23 protein-coding genes and 1 pseudogene are annotated in these 18,271 nt (G+C 32.6%); 5 read left to right on the top strand and 19 right to left on the bottom strand.

All coding sequences use genetic code 11. The features are described 5' to 3' along the window. Window positions 1-22: 22 nt before the first annotated feature. The 5 genes from KFV12_RS06585 to KFV12_RS06565 form a co-directional block, all read right to left on the bottom strand. The gene (locus tag KFV12_RS06585; RefSeq protein WP_111714816.1) at window positions 23-649 is read right to left on the bottom strand and encodes an SCO family protein; all 627 of its coding nucleotides are present in this window, start codon (window positions 647-649) and stop codon (window positions 23-25) included. A 109-nt stretch (window positions 650-758) separates the two neighbouring features. Next, the gene (locus KFV12_RS06580) at window positions 759-3,866 is read right to left on the bottom strand and encodes an AAA family ATPase (protein WP_254256356.1); all 3,108 of its coding nucleotides are present in this window, start codon (window positions 3,864-3,866) and stop codon (window positions 759-761) included. Further along, the gene (locus tag KFV12_RS06575; protein ID WP_254256355.1) at window positions 3,856-4,971 is read right to left on the bottom strand and encodes an exonuclease SbcCD subunit D; all 1,116 of its coding nucleotides are present in this window, start codon (window positions 4,969-4,971) and stop codon (window positions 3,856-3,858) included. Before KFV12_RS06575 ends, KFV12_RS06580 begins: the two co-directional genes overlap by 11 nt. Window positions 4,972-5,072: 101 nt before the next feature. Continuing rightward, the gene (locus KFV12_RS06570) at window positions 5,073-5,297 is read right to left on the bottom strand and encodes a DUF2922 domain-containing protein (protein WP_170122445.1); all 225 of its coding nucleotides are present in this window, start codon (window positions 5,295-5,297) and stop codon (window positions 5,073-5,075) included. A gap of 22 nt (window positions 5,298-5,319) precedes the next feature. Continuing rightward, window positions 5,320-5,523, bottom strand: a complete 204-nt coding sequence (locus KFV12_RS06565) for a DUF1659 domain-containing protein (RefSeq protein WP_111714810.1) — start codon at window positions 5,521-5,523, stop codon at window positions 5,320-5,322. Window positions 5,524-5,617: 94 nt separating this feature from the next. On the opposite strand from KFV12_RS06565, the gene KFV12_RS06560 reads away from it, so the two are divergent. Further along, entirely contained in the window at window positions 5,618-6,115 is a 498-nt protein-coding gene (locus KFV12_RS06560) for a DUF2621 domain-containing protein (RefSeq protein WP_111714808.1), read from the top strand. A gap of 39 nt (window positions 6,116-6,154) precedes the next feature. Here the strand turns inward: KFV12_RS06560 and KFV12_RS06555 are convergent, their stop codons facing one another. After that, complete coding sequence (locus tag KFV12_RS06555; protein WP_111714807.1) at window positions 6,155-6,622, bottom strand: CcdC family protein; 468 nt, start codon at window positions 6,620-6,622, stop codon at window positions 6,155-6,157. Window positions 6,623-6,636: 14 nt separating this feature from the next. Then, window positions 6,637-7,311, bottom strand: coding sequence for a cytochrome c biogenesis CcdA family protein (locus KFV12_RS06550; protein WP_111714805.1), 675 nt, complete (start codon window positions 7,309-7,311; stop codon window positions 6,637-6,639). 197 nt (window positions 7,312-7,508) lie between these two features. Here KFV12_RS06550 and KFV12_RS06545 point away from each other — a divergent pair, with 197 nt between their 5' ends. Continuing rightward, a complete protein-coding gene (locus KFV12_RS06545) occupies window positions 7,509-8,252 on the top strand; it encodes a hypothetical protein (RefSeq protein ID WP_254256354.1) in 744 nt (247 codons plus the stop codon). 55 nt (window positions 8,253-8,307) lie between these two features. Here the strand turns inward: KFV12_RS06545 and KFV12_RS06540 are convergent, their stop codons facing one another. The 4 genes from KFV12_RS06540 to KFV12_RS06525 all read right to left on the bottom strand — a co-directional run bounded on the left by KFV12_RS06540 (window position 8,308) and on the right by KFV12_RS06525 (window position 11,284). Continuing rightward, complete coding sequence (locus KFV12_RS06540; protein WP_096076599.1) at window positions 8,308-8,538, bottom strand: YneF family protein; 231 nt, start codon at window positions 8,536-8,538, stop codon at window positions 8,308-8,310. Window positions 8,539-8,662: 124 nt separating this feature from the next. Next, window positions 8,663-10,645 (bottom strand): transketolase, encoded by a 1,983-nt coding sequence (gene tkt, locus KFV12_RS06535; protein ID WP_254256353.1) that lies wholly within the window; start codon window positions 10,643-10,645, stop codon window positions 8,663-8,665. 92 nt (window positions 10,646-10,737) lie between these two features. Continuing rightward, window positions 10,738-10,974, bottom strand: a complete 237-nt coding sequence (locus KFV12_RS06530; protein ID WP_111714800.1) for a DUF896 domain-containing protein — start codon at window positions 10,972-10,974, stop codon at window positions 10,738-10,740. Window positions 10,975-11,062: 88 nt separating this feature from the next. Next, window positions 11,063-11,284 (bottom strand): hypothetical protein, encoded by a 222-nt coding sequence (locus KFV12_RS06525; protein WP_254256352.1) that lies wholly within the window; start codon window positions 11,282-11,284, stop codon window positions 11,063-11,065. 145 nt (window positions 11,285-11,429) lie between these two features. Between KFV12_RS06525 and lexA the strand changes: the two genes are divergently transcribed. After that, complete coding sequence (lexA, locus tag KFV12_RS06520; protein ID WP_254256351.1) at window positions 11,430-12,047, top strand: transcriptional repressor LexA; 618 nt, start codon at window positions 11,430-11,432, stop codon at window positions 12,045-12,047. A 407-nt stretch (window positions 12,048-12,454) separates the two neighbouring features. Then, a complete protein-coding gene (locus KFV12_RS06515) occupies window positions 12,455-12,664 on the top strand; it encodes a PspC domain-containing protein (protein ID WP_111714796.1) in 210 nt (69 codons plus the stop codon). A 96-nt stretch (window positions 12,665-12,760) separates the two neighbouring features. Here the strand turns inward: KFV12_RS06515 and KFV12_RS06510 are convergent, their stop codons facing one another. Next, on the bottom strand, window positions 12,761-12,916 hold the full coding sequence (locus KFV12_RS06510) for a hypothetical protein (protein WP_170122444.1): 156 nt from the start codon (window positions 12,914-12,916) through the stop codon (window positions 12,761-12,763). A gap of 153 nt (window positions 12,917-13,069) precedes the next feature. On the opposite strand from KFV12_RS06510, the gene KFV12_RS06505 reads away from it, so the two are divergent. Beyond that, entirely contained in the window at window positions 13,070-13,846 is a 777-nt protein-coding gene (locus tag KFV12_RS06505) for a metal-binding protein ZinT (protein ID WP_254256350.1), read from the top strand. 43 nt (window positions 13,847-13,889) lie between these two features. On the opposite strand, the gene KFV12_RS06500 is transcribed toward KFV12_RS06505, so the two are convergent. The 7 genes and pseudogenes from KFV12_RS06500 to KFV12_RS06470 all read right to left on the bottom strand — a co-directional run. After that, entirely contained in the window at window positions 13,890-14,141 is a 252-nt protein-coding gene (locus KFV12_RS06500) for a hypothetical protein (protein WP_111714793.1), read from the bottom strand. A gap of 20 nt (window positions 14,142-14,161) precedes the next feature. Next, window positions 14,162-14,542 (bottom strand): VOC family protein, encoded by a 381-nt coding sequence (locus KFV12_RS06495; RefSeq protein WP_111714791.1) that lies wholly within the window; start codon window positions 14,540-14,542, stop codon window positions 14,162-14,164. Between the two features lie 20 nt (window positions 14,543-14,562). Next, window positions 14,563-14,979 (bottom strand): hypothetical protein, encoded by a 417-nt coding sequence (locus KFV12_RS06490; protein WP_111714789.1) that lies wholly within the window; start codon window positions 14,977-14,979, stop codon window positions 14,563-14,565. A gap of 28 nt (window positions 14,980-15,007) precedes the next feature. Then, window positions 15,008-16,018, bottom strand: coding sequence for a CAP domain-containing protein (locus KFV12_RS06485; RefSeq protein WP_254256349.1), 1,011 nt, complete (start codon window positions 16,016-16,018; stop codon window positions 15,008-15,010). A gap of 83 nt (window positions 16,019-16,101) precedes the next feature. Continuing rightward, on the bottom strand, window positions 16,102-17,085 hold the full coding sequence (gene guaC / locus KFV12_RS06480; protein WP_239242708.1) for a GMP reductase: 984 nt from the start codon (window positions 17,083-17,085) through the stop codon (window positions 16,102-16,104). Between the two features lie 186 nt (window positions 17,086-17,271). Next, a complete protein-coding gene (gene rpsN, locus KFV12_RS06475) occupies window positions 17,272-17,541 on the bottom strand; it encodes a 30S ribosomal protein S14 (protein WP_239242707.1) in 270 nt (89 codons plus the stop codon). A 15-nt stretch (window positions 17,542-17,556) separates the two neighbouring features. Then, a pseudogene (locus KFV12_RS06470) lies at window positions 17,557-18,201 on the bottom strand (CobW family GTP-binding protein); the annotation flags it as partial. Window positions 18,202-18,271: the final 70 nt, after the last annotated feature.

The following is an 18,271-nucleotide window of genomic DNA, read 5'->3' as shown; positions in this document are numbered from 1 at the left end:
CAATCTCTTTTTCTTATCTTTTTTACTTTTTATAAGGTCCTTCTTTTATCATTGTCTTCACATCTTCAACAATTTCTGCTTTCGGAAATTTTTTATCTCCAGTATCTTTTCCTGCATAATCTTTCATAATTACACCATTTTGGTCAACTAAGTAAAACGATGTACCATGTGTCGCCTGATCATTGTCAGCAGTCGGTGGAACGACAATCGTTTTAAAATTCTCTTCTGCAAACTGTCGGATGAACTTTTCATCATAATCAGTAACAGCTGTCCACACACCTTTTGGCGGATTATACTGATTAATATATTTTTTCAATTTTTCAGGCGTGTCTTTCTTTGGATCCACACTAAAACTAATAATTCCGTAGTCTTTAGGAGATACACCCTCTTTTTTCAGTTCATCTGCAACTTGACTCATATTATAAGTCATCGGTGGACAAACAGTTTTACAGTTAGTAAAGATAAAATCTACTAACCAGACTTTGCCTTTCAAATCTTTCTCAGAAATTGCTTTACCTTCTTCATTTGTCCCTGAAAATTCAGTAATGGTATTCCCAAATAAAGACTTCGGTACTATTCTTGAATTACTACAAGCCGCAAAAATAAATAAAGTAGTTAAAATAATTGTAAAAATTCGTAATTTTTTCATAATTCCCTCCTATTTATCAAACATTAATATAACAAATAATAGGTGTAATGAGTATATGAATACAACGAAAGTTTTGTCATAATTATTACAATTTTTAAGATTCCTGAAATTATTGAATGATAAATGTGGCACTGCTATCAAAACCGTTCGACTCAATCTTTAATATTGCTGGTATTCTTTCTTTGAGTAATTGTACATGACTAATCATTCCAACGAGTTTACCTGATGTTTGCAGATCGATTAATGCGTTAACTGCTACTTCTAAAGTTTCATCATCCAACGTTCCAAAACCTTCATCAATAAACACAGATTCCAGATGAATCCCCCCAGAAATTTGCATCACAAAATCTGATAAGCCTAATGCTAGGCATAATGAGGCAATAAACGTCTCTCCTCCAGACAATGAAGATATATTTCTCGTTTTATTCGCATTATAATCAAATACATCTATAACAAGGCCTTGTCTGCCACCACCTCGCTTTTCAGCACGACGTCGTAACTCATAACGATTACCCGTCATCTGTCTTAGTCGATTATTAGCTAATAGCAATGTCTGTTCCAGATAATACATTAATACATAAGTTTCAATATCTATCTTCTGAGCATTATTTCCATTTAAAGCATCGCTCAATAATACAAGTGATCTTACATCTTTCATTGTTGATTCATAATAAGTAAGTCTATCTTCAAGCTTTATAAACTGGTTTGTATAATTCTGATATTTCTCCTGCATAGAACCAACATTTGAAACCAGTTCATCTATCATTTCTCTCATTGTTTCTAGTTCCTGATGCAAATTATCCAGATTAGGTGATTTACGATTGTCAATAATCTGATTGAATCGATCTATTTCATTGGATAGTGTAAGTCGCTTATCATGGAACGCTTTAATTTCTTTCTCAAATTGTTCAATAATAACACTAATATTTTTATCAGTATACTTTAGTTTAATTGCTTCAGGGATTTGATATTGTTCTATTCTTTCATTGTAAAGTTGAATTGATTGAACGATTTCTTCTTTTTGTCTGTTCAAACTCTCAACATTTTGATGAATAACCAGTTTTTCTTTTTCGTCTTGTGCGATATTATCTTTACATTGTTCAAAGGACGATTCATAAGTTGAGATTTCATTTTTATAGGTATTGAATCGTTTGATAAATGACTCGTGATTATCCGTATTCGTATCTTGCAGAAACTTTGAAAAATCAGATGCGTCTGTGTGATATTGTTTCTCGACCACAGTAACTTCCTCTTGAATTGATTTAAGTGATTCAACAAATTGAACTGTTTCATCGTGTGCTGCGTCAAGCGTATGTAATTGCTCTTGATACTTTAAATTAACATTTGTTAGTTCCAGAAGTTCATTATCTGCACGTTTTATATCATGAGAAAGTACCTTAATATTAGCTTGTACCTGTTCCTGTAATGCCAAATACACTGCATTACCTATATTTTCGATTGTTATATTATCAATCCATTCATTTAATGCACCAATTTCGATTGTATTAAATTTCGATTTATCTTCATCATGAATATGAGTAATTGATGGAATTTTTTCAAGTTCATTTATGTAAATTTCAATAGAAGTACTCAATTTTTGCTGACGTTGTTTCATTTGTTCTAGTTCTATTTGGTATTTATGTGCTTCTATATGTGATGTATCATCTAGATTGTGAATAACATTCGCACAAACCGGACATTTATCCCCAACATTTAATTGAGATTTGATGTTTTCTATTTGTTCAACATCCTGTACTTTCTCACTACTTTGTAAATCATTTAATTTACTTTTTAATGATTTTATTGATTCATCGATATTTTGATAGGATTCCTTAGTTGATAGCAAACGGTCTAATTGTTGTATAATTTTTGATAATGTAGCAATCTGCATCTTAACTTTTGTGATTGTATTGTCCAGTGTGGTAATTTTTGAATCATTTTCAAGTACTTGCGTTTGTATCAACTGTTTTTCTCTTTCATAGTTTTGCGCATCATTTACTTTTTCTTGTATTGATTCAATCTTATTTGTTAAAGTGGTTATTTTTTCTTTACTTTTACGAATATCTTGCTGTAAATTTTTATATTTTGAATGTGTATAACTCTCATTTTGAACAACATATTTTTTCTTTTCAGTGATATCTTCATAACTTTGTTGAAATGTTTCTTGTTGCTTACGTAATACTTTCAACCTTTTTTCTATTTCCTGAAATTGAATGTTAAGGCGCTTTATGTTTTGTTCTACTATTTCTCTTTTCTTAATATGAGAAAATAAATCATTTTCAATCATCTTATAATGATCAAACTGAATAAGGTATTTTAAATCATTTTGCTTGTCATTAATATTTTTTTCGTTTTCCATTAAACGAATACGTTCCGCTTCATGTTCCTTTAATTGTATGATACTATCATTTAAAATTTCTGCGTCACTTACTTCTTTCTCTTTTTCCTTTAACAAATTACGTTTAATTTCAAGCGTTTCTTTAGACTTTTTAATTTCATCATTCATCGTTAATAAAGCAGATTGAATTGCATCACGTTTATCGGTATAAGTTTTTGCCCCATTTTGATCGATTAGTCCATTGAACATGGCAAACTGGACACCTATTTCAGATTCTAATGCCAGCATTTCTTTTTGATCCTGCTGAACTTTTTCTCGCAGTTGTGCAGACAACTTTTGAATGTTCGTCGTATCGAAAAGTGTACGTAATATATCTGACTTTTCTTTTGATCCCGAGACAAGTAATGATTTAAATTCACCTTGTGGTAATATAAAAATTTTTCTAAATTGATGGGCATCCAGCTTTATAATATCTTTTATCTTTTCTTTTCCAGCAGTCAGTCCAGATGCTAGCAATCGTTTCTCGTTTGCATCGATTTCATAAACATTGAGCTGAGTTGGTTTCTTCGTCTTATTACCATTTTTTATAAAGGGTATGTCTCTGTAAATTTCATATTGTTTGCCCTGCATATAAAAGTTATAGATAACTTCTGTGGGTTCATCATCCTGTGCATTTATATTTCTTAAATTTGATTCCTCACGATCACTCGTCGACGCGACACCAAATAATGCGTACATCATCCCATCAAATATCGTCGTTTTTCCTGCACCGGTCTTACCACTGATTAGAAACAGCTGATGATTTTGAAGGCTTTTAAAATCGATTGTTTCTTCCTTAAAAGGACCAAATGCTTTTAACGTTAATGTATTAGGTCTCATCTGAATCACCTCCTGCTGTCAGTAATGAATGAAGCGTATCAATTTGTTGATCATTTAACGTTTCTTCCGTCATTTCTTGATAGAATGTCGCTATGAGATCCATTGTATTTAGACTTGTAACATCCTTACTCATCGTAAATGTATTATTTGCTTTCAATATCGGTTTTAATTCGAGTAAATTCGGATAAATTTGTTTTAATTTAGCCATCGGTTCATTAACCGCTTCCATCTCACTAAGTTCAAGCCTTAAATATGCATGCTGATTACACTTAAGCTGTAAATGCATCGCCTCATTAAACGTTCCTTGTGCAACCTCTAAATCTCTTTCATATTTTAGAGGTTTAAAATTTACTACATTTTCATTTAAATCAAATATTCTATAACCCTTACGTTGGCCAATTTCAGAGAAAGAATAACGCATTAAACTCCCACTATAAAAAACTTTCTCATCTTTTATTGCGTCTGGTGTATGCAGATGACCGAGCAGCGTATAGTCAAATTCATCAAATAATGATTTATTCACATGCTCGACAGTCCCGATAACGAGTTCTCTTTCAGATTCTGTTACCGCACCACCAGCAACAAATAGATGACTGATCAATATGTTTTTCTTATTTTTATCCATATTGTTTTCTATGTTTGATATTATCTTCTGATATGTATCCTGATGCGTTCTTATCGATTCATCATTGAAATACTGACGGGCATATGCCGGATCAATATAAGGGACTAAGTAGAAATGAACACCATCAATGATTATAGGTGTTAAACTATCTTCAATCGTAGTTGAAAGATAATATTGGAACTGCTTAAAATAATTTCTTGCATGACCTAAACGTTCAGCACCATCGTGATTTCCGCTTACAGCGAGCACCGGAATTTTTCTATCTACATTTACTGATAGTAAAAATGACTCATATACCTGCATTGCTTCCTTTGATGGTATTGAACGATCATATATATCACCTGCTATGACAAGTACATCTATGCTCTCTTCATCAATTCGTTCTATGAGCTGATTTAAAATCATCTGCTGATCATTTAGTAAAGAAAACTGATTGATTGTTCGTCCAATATGTAAATCTGCGATATGCATTATCTTCATACTTTTTCACCTCAGCATTTATTATACAAAAAAACACATCCCTGATATAGGGATGTGCCGATGGTATATTCAACAAGTATGCATTTATTAATATGTTATTATTACTTTTCCTCTAAATCAAAAAGAATCGTTTCAACTTTATCGACTAATTTTGCTGATTTTATCGATACTGGAACACCTGCTGTCGTAATAAAATATTTACTATTGACGATGCTCTCCATTACAGATAATACCGTTTCACGTGTCAAATCCTGTTTCGGCTGATTCACTGTAAATGTGTAGTTTTTTCCAGTATCCGTTAAAAAGTTCATTTGTAAGCTTTTCATCATTTATTCCTCCCGCTAATAATTAAATCACTGCTTTCGTTTCAACTTTATCAATCTTTACATAATCTTCACCAGTCAATTCAGACATTAATGTTGCAAAGTTTTGTAAATCACTATCAAGCAAATCCATACGCACTTGATTAAAACGTCTTGTCTTAAATACTTCTTTACCATCTTCTTTTACACCTGTAACATACATAAGATTTAATACAACTTCTTTTAACATGTTCTCACCTCCTTTACACTTTATATATCGAATAAAGATTATTAGATAGACACATATTTTTTAGTTCTATATAATGTGTTTAGAGGTGAACGACATGAACGACTGGTTTATGATATTTATTTTCTTATGGACAGTATTCTTTATTTCTATGCTGGCAATCGGTGGTTTCTTTATGTTCCGTAAATTTTTAAAGCGTATGCCAAAAGAAGATGGTAAAAGTGAGCTTGACTGGCAGGATTATTACATTAATAAAGCTTTACCACTCTGGGGAGATGATGCTAAAAGTTTACTCAATGAACTGGTTTCTCCTGTACCGGAACTATTTCGTGATGTTGCAAAAGAACGTATCGCAGGACGTATCTCAAAAATTGCGTTAGACGAACAAGCCGAAAGTATAGAACTTGATCATATATTACGCGGATACATCATCGCTACACCAAAACGTGATCACCCTTTTATGAAAAAGAAACTCAATCAATTAGGAATTGATTATTCGCCCTACGAAGATTACTTTAAGTATGCGGATGATGAGAAACAAAAATTCTCTATATTTGATCATTCAGAAATAGTGAAAACTGAAAAACAAAAATAAGCCGAGCAGTGATCATTCACTACCCGGCTTATTTTTATGTCAATCTTTAATTAAAGTGCGCTCTAACTTCTTATATTTAATATACATCGCAATACGCCATGGCACAATCATACTGAATGCCAGTAAGAAGAACATACCAGCTAATTCACCTGGATGAATCGTACTACTTAAGTAAAATTTCATCACACTACGAATAATCAGTAAAGAAATTAAAATGAGCGGAAATAACTTCGATCGTTTCATATAAATTAAGTTATCTTTAACAACAAAGTTAGAAGTATAGATTAAGAAAATCGAAAAGAACATTCCGACGACAACCGCTTCTAATATTTCCATCGGTGTCAATCGAAAGTAAGGTACTACATACATCAACGCTCCCGTAGACATAAAAAACGGTGGAAGAATAATTTTCTTAACATTTGTGGGATAATTTTGAGCCTTCATTCTAACTATAATAACTGCCGTACCCATAAATAATGCTACGAGCATCGATATCACAAAATACATATCCATCCTTCTTTCTAACTAAAAAATTGGGTGATTGCTGTTAACTTATCAAAGAATAATAACAATCCCATAATAATCATCATTACTCCACCAATTTTAGTGATTATCTGACTATATTTCTTTAATATATTAATTTTTGTGATAAAGAATGTCAATAAGAAAAATGGAATACAAAATCCAAGAACATAGGCAATCATATAGATCAGCGCTAACGATTGATTAACAGCTGCCATAGAAAAAATAGTTCCGATAATCGGACCCATACATGGAGTCCAGCCTGCCGCAAATGCAATGCCTATCAGTAACGTTCCGATAAAGCCGGTCGGTCTATTCTTAAATTCAAATTTACGATCTTTCATTAAAAACTGTGGGTTGAAGATGCCTAGTACCACTAAACCAAATATTATACATAGTAGTCCTCCAACCATACGAATCGTATTATCATACGACTGTAGAAAATCTGAAACAAAACCTAATCCCACGCCTAACGAAATATAGACAATAGAAAAACCAATTAAAAAGAATACAGTGTGTAATAAGGCTTTTTTATCCATTTTATTATCTTTTAGATCATTATAACTTACACCAGTAATATAAGATAAAAATGCAGGATAAATCGGCAGAACACACGGTGAAATAAAACTAAGTATACCAGCGCCGAAAGCAACGGCTATCGTAATATCTCCCATAATCAACCTCCATTCTCAATCATTTTATCAAATATTTGCGCATCTTAATGCTAAGATTTTGAACGAAATGTGACATTCATAGAATCTTGAGTCTATTTCATTAATATTTATCACACCAAATACATTAAACAATCAGAAGATTATCATGTTCAAATTAAGAAAAAAATGCTATATTTACATTAACAGGAGGACTTGCTATGAAAAATAAATATCTCTTATTATCGATGACTTCACTTTTATCGGTATCCTTGTTAGCAGCGTGTGGAAAAGATGCACGTGATGAATCAGAAGTCAATAAAGCAAAAGTTGCATTTGAAACGAAAAATAAAGAATCAACTGACGAAGATAAAAAGGTAACAGACAAAAATAAATCTAAAGCTGCACTTGAAAAAATCAAAGCTGCAAAAGAACGCGGTAAAAATAAAAAGAAAAACAGTAAAAATGATATTGAAGAAGCAGATAATAAAGAAATTGCTTCCAATGATACAGATAAAGAAACACAATCAGAAAGTAATGATACAACTGAAAAATCTACTTCTGAAAGTAAAAGCGATTCTAAAAAAGAGTCTACTAAAACGTCATCAAAGAAAAAATCAACTGCATCAAGTCGTTCAACATCATCAAGCAATTCATCTAGTAACACATCTAACAGTAATACCAGTTCAAATACTTCTACATCAAGACCAGCATCAAGTACGTCTCAACCTGCTGTGACACGTCCTGCAACACAATCACCAACGACAAGACCATCAACACCGACAGTGACTGTACGACCAACGACACCGACAACGACAGCACCAACGACAACACGTCCAACAACACCAACGACAACACCAAGACCAACACAACCGACGACGACTCAACCGGCTACAACACAACCGGCAACACCTGAGCCACCTTCATCTAATGATGGATTTATCGAGCCGATGCCAGGTCAATAATAAAAAGCATGAGGAAATTCCTCATGCTTTTTTTGTAAAATAAATTACTGTCTTACTATTTTAAATTTTGATTCATATTGCGGTTCATCATTTGCATCATTTGGTTAATTTTCTTTTGTGAAGGTTTTTGACCCATTTGCATCATCATCATGCGTAACATTTCTTCATTGATTGGTGGATTTTTCTTTAAGTAATCCATCATGTATTTACGTGCTAAGAAGAAACCACCAGCTGCACCTGCTGCTAATGCTAAAATAATTAATAATATCCAAATCCAAGTATCCATTCACTTCACCCACTTTCTCATTCTTTTAAAAGTTTACTAGATTAAAGTCTAATTTTCAATAGTTATTTATCATGAATAAAGAAGACTGAACTGAGTCAGTCTTCTTTAACAACGATCATTAATATTATAAGTCTAAAATTTCTCTAACAATATTGTCTACTGTAAATCCAAATTTCTCCATAACTAATTCGCCTGGGGCACTTGCACCAAATGTATCAATACCTATCACTTTACCATCTAAGCCAACATATTTGAACCATGTAGCAGTGGCAGCCATTTCAATTGCAACACGTTTCGTTAAATCTCTTGGCATCACTTGTTCTTTATAATTATCATCCTGTAAATCAAATACACGTGTATTCGGTACTGAAACAACTTGTACCCCTTTACCTTGTGCTTCTAAAGCTTTTGCTGCTTCAACTGCAAGACCAACTTCTGATCCAGTAGCGATCAGTAAATACTCAGGTGTTTCAGATTGATATACGACATAAGCACCTTTTCGTACACCCTCTTCTAAATCATCTTCAGAAACATCAGTAACGTCTAAGTTCTGACGTGTTAATACTAATGCTGTAGGTACATCTTTTGATTCCAAAGCAATCTTCCATGCAATGCGAGATTCATTACCATCTGCCGGACGAATCACATTCAGATTAGGTATTGCACGTAATCCTGCTAATTGTTCAATCGGCTCATGTGTTGGTCCATCTTCACCAACTGCAATTGAATCATGCGTAAATACGTATGTTACAGGTAGTCCCATGAGCGCTGATAATCTTACAGCAGGTTTTAAATAGTCACTAAATACGAAGAATGTCGCCCCGTATACTTTTAAACCACCGTGAGCAGCCATCCCATTTAATGCAGCTCCCATCGCAAATTCTCTGACACCGAACCAGATATTTTTACCTTCAGGAGATTCAGCTGAGAAATCAGCAGTATCTTTAACATTTGATTTATTTGATGATGCTAAGTCTGCAGACCCACCAAAGAATGATGGTACTGTTTTAGCGATTGCCTGAATCATGTCTCCAGATGTACTTCTTGTAGCAGCAGATTTACCTACTTCATATTTTGGTAATTCAGTATCATAACCTTCTGGAAGTTCACCTTTAATCGCTAATTCAAATTGAGCTGCAAGTTCTGGTTGCTTTTCTTTATATTCTGCAAATTTATTATTCCATGTTTCTTCTGCTTCATTTGCACGTTTTAACATCGTTTCATTAAAGATGTCATATACAGATTGTGGTACTTCAAATTTTAAGTTTGCATCTAATCCATATGTTTCAAATGCTAAAATTCTCTCTTCATTACCAAGTGGCGCACCATGCACACCATTTGTTCCTTGACGGTTTGGTGAACCATACCCGATGATTGTCTTAACTTCAATAATTGAAGGCTTGTCTGAAGATTTTGCCTGCGTAATCGCTTTATCAATCGCATCACAGTCATTACCGTCTTCAACTAAGATATGCTCCCAGCCATAAGCTTCAAAGCGACCTTTTACATCCTCAGAGAATGCTTTGTCAAGATCTCCATCTAAAGAAATATCATTTGAATCGTATAAAGCAATCAGTTTATTTAATTTAAGATGACCTGCTAAACTTGCAGCTTCATGAGATATACCTTCCATTAAATCTCCGTCTGAAACAAGTGCATACGTATAATGATCTACAATATCTATATCTTTGTTATACGTAGCAGCTAAATGCTTCTCAGCCATCGCAAATCCAACACTCATCGCAAATCCTTGACCCAATGGTCCAGTTGTAATTTCCACACCTTCAGTATGACGAAATTCCGGATGTCCTGGTGTTTTAGAATCCCATTGTCTAAAGTTTTTCAGTTCCTCTAGTGCTAATCCACCAGAAACATGTAATAAAGAATATAATAATGCCGATCCGTGACCAGCAGAAAGAATAAATCTATCTCGATTGAAGAAATTCATTGAGCTAGGATTAAAGTTCAGGTGACGCGTCCATAATGTATAAGCAAATGGTGCAGCACCCATCGGTAAACCCGGATGACCAGAATTTGCAGCCTCAATCTGATCGATACTTAATGCTCTGATCGTGTCAATTGCAAGTTGATCTTCTTTTGTAAACATATTTATTTCTCCTTTATAATATATTTTAAATTATTCAACTAAACTAATACATAATTATCTAGTATATTAATTACTCATTAATAAACTATTTATTATTCTCTTAAATTATTGTTTCTTTGAATTTCTTTCACTTTCTCAGGCGTAACATCATTGCCTTCAGGATCGATTACCTTTGCGTTCTCTATTGTTTTTTGAAAGCTATTTCTGAAAGTCTGAAGATATTCTTTACGTAATAACGTTTGCTCTCTACCTTCTTCTTCAGTTAATCCTTCAGTTTTCTTTTTTTGTGCTAATTCATTTATTCTATTCATTTTTTCTTGTTCTAACATACCCTCATTCCTTTCCATTTAAAGATACCAAAAAAAGCGCGTGAAACCAACTGGTCACACTCGCTTAAGTAAAAAATTATATGGACGTTTAATTTACAACACCTAAAACCTCTCCATTTTGCACTGGATCATGTATCGTTTGTTCTTTATCATTACGAACATCATTTTGTTCGCTTACTTGTTCTGTAATGCCTGGTGAAGTTTGTTCATAAATATATTGAGATTGCGTCATATATAAAAGGCCGAAGACTGTAATTACAATAAATAATAGAAAATACATCATAAATTCCTTTGAAATAGTAACTGTCATAGTTAATTCCTCCTAGAACATTTGTTTGTATTTATACTTTAACAGAACGTTTGTTCTGTGTCAATAAAAACACGAACAAATGTTTGTTACATGCGAACGTATATGCTATAATACAAATAACACCAATGCTAAGGAGTGTTTATAAATGAGAGAACTAACTAAAAGGCAAGAAGAAATATATGAATATTTAAAACATGTTGTATCAACTAAAGGATACCCACCTAGTGTTCGAGAGATCGGAGAAGCGGTTGGTTTAGCTTCATCTTCGACAGTTCATGGGCATTTATCTCGATTAGAAGAAAAAGGATATATTAAAAGAGACCCAACTAAGCCACGAGCGATAGAAATAGTACAGGATGAAACACCTACTGATTATTCAGAAACCATTCACGTTCCGGTTATCGGTAAAGTAACAGCAGGGGTCCCTATTACTGCGATTGAGAATGTTGAAGAATACTTTCCATTACCTGCTCACTTTACAAGTAGTCATAATAGTGACATCTTTATTTTAGATGTTGTTGGTGAAAGTATGATAGAAGCTGGTATATTTGATAAAGATAAAGTGATTGTTAGAAGACAGTCTATTGCAGAGAATGGGGATATTATCGTTGCTATGACTGAAGAAGACGAAGCAACTGTCAAAAGATTCTATAAAGAAAATAATCGTTATCGATTACAACCAGAAAATAGTTCAATGGATCCAATCTATTTAGATTCTGTAACTGTTTTAGGCAAAGTTGTTGGGTTGTTTAGAGAATTTTAAAAATAAGAGCGCATGACTAATGTCATTCGCTCTTATTTTCGTTTATATTATTTTACATTTAGATAATAATTATTTTACTATTACGATTATTTACGTCCAATGATTTCTTTTACTTGTTCTAATATGTCTTTATGTTCTTTTGATTTTGTTTCCATCGTACTATCCCCTTATCTCATTCTTATAATGTATATTCATTATAAAAGGCTTACTTATAAAATATACCCAAAAAGAAATGAATCAAACATCGATGTATTTGTTTTTAATACAGGAAGTAACAATTTATATTAAATTAACTACTAATATTTTACAATAATTCATGAGAACATACAAATATTTCACTTTTTCCACTTCAGAAATTTTATAACTTTCCTTTTCCTTGATATAATATAGTTAAGGAGGCGAATGACATGCATAGAAAATTAGCACGTTCTACAACTGATAGATATTTGGCTGGTGTATTAGGCGGTTTTGCTGAATATTTAAACATGGATTCAACACTACTCCGTGTTATCTTTATTCTTGTTTCATTCTTAACTGTACATATCCCAACATTTACAATCTATCTTATTCTTGCACTCTTTATGCCAAAAGACGTTGATGTTATCGATCGTTACTAATTAAAAATTTATTAAATTAAACAAAGCTTAAGACAATGTGTATTCGCACATTTGTCTTAAGCTCTTTCTCTGCTTATTCATTTTAATATTTGCTACTTATTCCCTCTTATTTAATAACGCCACAGTCCCAAATCCTAATACGAGCAATAATATCGTTATTTTATCATCAATGATCATTAAGCCATAACGACATATGAATAATATGAATGCATAAATAAACAAAACGAGTATCTTGATATGATAGTTAGACATTTCAACCCTACTTTTCTATATTATATGATGTTCATCATACCATCTTTTTTTAATTTATTTAACTTTTTGTTTAAATAGTAATAATTCCTATTTACATTTATATTGTATTGCTTTAGTATTGAATCGTAATGATTACGAAAAAGGAGAATTATTATGAAACAAAGTATATTAACAGGTTTAGGCATCTTATCATTAGGAATATTATTAGTGGGCTGTCAGGATGTTAACACTGAAAATGAAAAAGAACAAACACATAAGACTGAGACAAATTCTAACGCAACGCATGAGAAAACGACTTCTAAAGAGCATGCACATGACCATGAACAAGAACAAAGCGAACATGTTCACGATCATGGTCATTCACATGGTGGTCATGCAATGACGAAAGAAGAAGAAAATATTTATAAAGGTATTTTTAAAGATGAACAAGTTAAAGATCGTCCATTAACAGATTGGGAAGGCGATTGGCAATCCGTATATCCTTATTTAAAAGATGGAACGCTAGATGATGTATTTGAGCATAAAGCAGAAGAAGATGATTCAAAATCTGCTAAGGCATATAAAGCATATTATACAACAGGCTATAAGACTGATGTAAATCGAATTAATATCCGTGAAAAATCAATATCTTTTTATAAAGGAAAAGAAAAATCGACAGGTGAATATACATATGATGGTAAAGAAATATTAACATATGAAGCAGGCAACCGTGGTGTACGATTTATCTTTAAAAAAGTGAGCGGTGATGATGCTGCACCAAAGTTTATACAATTTAGCGACCATATTATCGCACCTGAAAAAGCATTACACTACCATATATATATGGGTAATGATCGTGCACAGTTACTCAAAGAAATGGATAATTGGCCAACATATTATCCAAGTGATTTAAAAGGTGAAGAAGTAAAAGAAGAAATGTTAGCACATTAATAAAAAACCAGGAACTTATCCTAATATGATAAGCTCCTGGTTTTTATTTTCCTATCCAGAAGTTGAATGTATGCATTGAAATAATTAATATCACAATGATAAGATTTAATCCAACAAATAACTTTCTATGACTTACATTACCAAATAAAGCACTCATATATAAACCAAGTAAGGTCGTTACATACAAAAGCATCTGTACATATAAATTAATTTGACCTCTTCCATGAATAAATGGTGTAAATATCAATAAAAGTGAACTCATTAATAATAATAATATTACAATAAAACGATACATAATAATTCCTGCCTTTATTCCTACATTACGATAACATTGAATAAATGATCATCTAAATCTGAAAACATTATACCATAATAACCATTTTTCTTACCTGGAGGACTCAATACTTTCCCACCATTTTGTTCTATTAATCTTGCCAATTCATCAACTGCTTCATCACTCTCCATATCAAAAGAAATAATCGTTTCAGGATAATCAGATCTCCTTCTACTTTCACGTCCCATAAAGCCTTCCAGAACATCTTTTCTAAATAAACAAATTACTTGTTTCCCTACCATTATTCCAGCTAATGTATCATCATTTGAACGCTCTTCATTAATCTCAAAACCAATATTTCTAAAAAATTCAGTTGATGCTTTCACATCTGCAACAGGTAAATTAATCCAGTATGATTTCATTTATTCTCCCTCTGCTCTTTTTATTTGTGTAAATTAATAAGTGGTACACTTGATTTTATCACTTGGTTCGAAACAATTAAATGTTTTAACTCATCTGCGATATCAAGCTGATCTAGATAGTCAAAGTCTAACCAGGCATATGGTGCACGAACTCTAAATTCTTGTTTATTTTTAGCGTTAAACACAAATGCAGTATCATTGGCCATCGTTTTCGATAACCATGTCTTGAATTCTTTTTTCTCTTCAACGACAAACAATATACCCCCAACTTTAATATCGTGATTTAATTTACGTGCAAATTGTTCTGCAGTATCTTTAATTGTTGATTGACCTGATTTTACGACACTTGGTAATTTCATTTGTTTATTTCCGAAATCCTGTACTAATATTTTGTCTTCAGTTGTTATCAATAATGAAGCAGATATTTTTTCTTTCATTTGAAACTCCTTTTGATAATAAATTTTTTTATTTATATTGCGTAATATAGTTTTCAGCATAATATGGCTGATTGTTGTCATTGAATGCTATTCCTACGCCTAAACTCAAATAATTCTGTTTCAGAATATTTTTTCTATGGCCTAAACTATTCATCAATCCATGATGCGCTTCGATGGGTGATACTTGACCGTAAGCGATATTTTCACCAGCGACACTATAATTTAAATTTGCTTTTTTAATACGGTCAAATGGTGTTTCATTCTGTTTATTTGTATGACTGAAATAATGATGTTCAGCCATATCTTTTGCGTGTGCAGATGCAACTTTTGCAATTTCTGGATGTACATTTAGTATTTGCTTACCAAACATTTTTCTTGTTGCATTTGTTAACTCAAAGTGTAACCTTGCATAATCTTTCTCTAAATTATCATTTGGATAAGCATAATAATTTTGCTTCAACTGATCAATTGACTTATTAATAATTTTTATTCCACTTACTGTATTATTACGATACTTATCATAATAAATTGTAACAAAGTACTGTCCATACTGATAAATCGCACTTTCTTTATTGTCTAAAGCAAGTTGATAATCTTTACCTTGAAAAACTTCCAACGGCTGACCTAGTTTTTTCTCAACATTTTCGCGTGTCAAACCATACTTTATACCATTATCAGTAACGATCATATTCTGATTGGAATAGACACCACTCACCTTGCCATTTAAATACATAACCAGCATAAAGTCATCATAATCTCTATGATAGACCGTCCAGTACTGTTGGTATTCATTTAACAATTGTTCATGCGGTTTACCTAAAATATGATTGACTTGTGATTGGGTCATCCCCATTTTAATTTTTCCGACATTTATATTTTTTGCTTTTTCCGGCTTTTCAGTCAGTAAATGATTTTCTTTAATCATTTCACGTAGTTCAGACTTTATATTCAAAATAATATTATCGGATAATTGAAGAAAACTAATCGGAAAAATAAGTATAAATATTATTACTAGGCATAATGACAATATTTGCTTCATGTTACACCTCTATAAATTAAAAACATACACAGCGTGTATGTTTTTAATTATATCAAATTTAATTCTTTTTCTGTACGAATTGCTTAATAATCAGTATCTCCATTAAATATAGAGTTTCTCACAATAACATAATCTACCGTTGTTATTGCTTTAAGGTCTTTTCCACCTGCGTATGAAATTGATGATTGTATATCCTGTTCCATTTCTATGAGTTTCTCTTTTAAGGAACCTTTATGTTCAACGAATAGCTTTTTACCTTCGACATTTTTACGTATGCCCTTTTGAAATTCTGATGCACTACCAAAATATTCTTTATAGTGTTTACCATCTTTTTCAATCGTTTCTCCTGGTGATTCTTCATGCGCCGCAAGTAATGATCCAATCATCACCATAGAAGCACCAAAACGAATGGATTTAGCGATGTCGCCATGCGTACGAATGCCACCATCGGCAATTAATGGTTTACGCGCAGCTTTTGAACATAATCTTAATGCTGCAAGTTGCCATCCACCTGTTCCGAAGCCAGTTTTTATCTTTGTAATGCACACCCGACCTGGTCCGATACCAACTTTAGTAGCATCTGCTCCTGCATTTTCAAGTTCACGAACCGCTTCTGGTGTACCAACGTTACCTGCTATCAGGAATGTTTCCGGTATCAACTTTTTAATATGATGAATCATTTCAATGACCTGATCAGAATGGCCATGTGCAATATCAATTGTGATATATTCAGGTACAATATTTTCATTGGCCAGCGTTTGAATAAAATCATATTCGGATGATTTTACACCTACTGAAATCGATGCATATAAACCTTTTTCGTGCATATTCTTGATAAATGGTAATCTTGCTGCCTCATCAAATCGATGCATAATATAAAAATAGCCATTTTGAGCAAACATCTCAGCAAGTTCTTCATTGATAACTGTCTGCATATTTGCCGGTACAACTGGAATTCGAAAACGTAATGGACCAAACTGAATTGATGTATCACATTCAGAACGACTTTTTACGATACATTTATTAGGTATCAGTTGAATATCTTCATAATCAAATACATCCTGCATATTTAAAACCTCTAATCATTTGTTATATTTTATGAATAATATAGAATTTTTCATTAATAAAATTTTATTATTATCATTTATCCAATGGAAACTTTACTACTGTTTAGAATAAAAGTAAAGTGATATACAATGAAAAGACGAATGAATTAAATTAACTCATTCGTCTTTGTTCTTGTTTTATATTGATTACCAGCTCGCTTTTTTTACACCTGGAATTTGTCCTTTATGTGCCAGTTCTCGAAAAGCTATTCTAGACAATCCGAATTTACGATAAACACTTCTCGGTCTTCCAGTTACTTGGCAACGTGTAGTAAGTCTTGAAGGTGCTGAGTCCCTTGGTAATTTTTGAAGACCTTCGTAATCTCCTGCTGCTTTTAATGCATCTCTTTTCTCTCTATATTGTTCTACTAATGCTTGTCTTTTAGCTTCTTTTGCAATTTTTGATTTTTTAGCCATAATTTCTCCTTTAATTTATATTTTTCTGATTTGCCATCCATAAGGATCAGCAAAACTTTCCCACGCTTCATCAATTTCATTCATTTTTAATAAACATGCATCAAGTTCTGCTGTTATTTTTTCTTGTTCTAAATCTGTCCCGATAATCACAATTTTTGTATGTCTGTCACCATATTCCAAATCCCAGTCCTGTAATACTTCAGGACGTTCACTTAATATTCTATCTTGTTCATCTTTTGGCATTGCAGCTACCCAAAATGTTACTGGATTAATTTCTACTGACGGCCCTGCTTGTGAGAATAAACATGCGACAGTATTATAATTTGCGAGCCAAGCTATTCCTTTTGCTCTGACAATTGATACATCCATTGATCGTGACCAATCATAAAAACGTTTCGGATGAAAAGGTAATGTTCTATGATAAACAAATGAACTTATACCATACTCCTCTGTTTCTGGTGTATGCGTATGATGTCCACCTTCTGTAAGTTCTTTAATCCATCCTGCAGAATTAGCAGCCGTTTCAAAATCAAATAAATTGGTATTAAGTATCTCGCTCGGATCTACTTGTGAATGACTTGTTTCAATAAAGCGCGCTGTGGGTTGAAGTGTTCTTAAGACCTGGATTAGTTTTTCCTTGTCAACTTCATCATTTAAATCTCCTAAATCGTAATTATTACGATTTATAATATAGCATACCATACTATGCATGTAAAATAAAAAATTTGAG

The sequence above is a fragment of the Macrococcus epidermidis genome (assembly GCF_024205965.1).
GTDB classification, from domain to species: domain Bacteria; phylum Bacillota; class Bacilli; order Staphylococcales; family Staphylococcaceae; genus Macrococcoides; species Macrococcoides epidermidis.
This window is presented reverse-complemented; position numbering and strand designations above follow the sequence as displayed.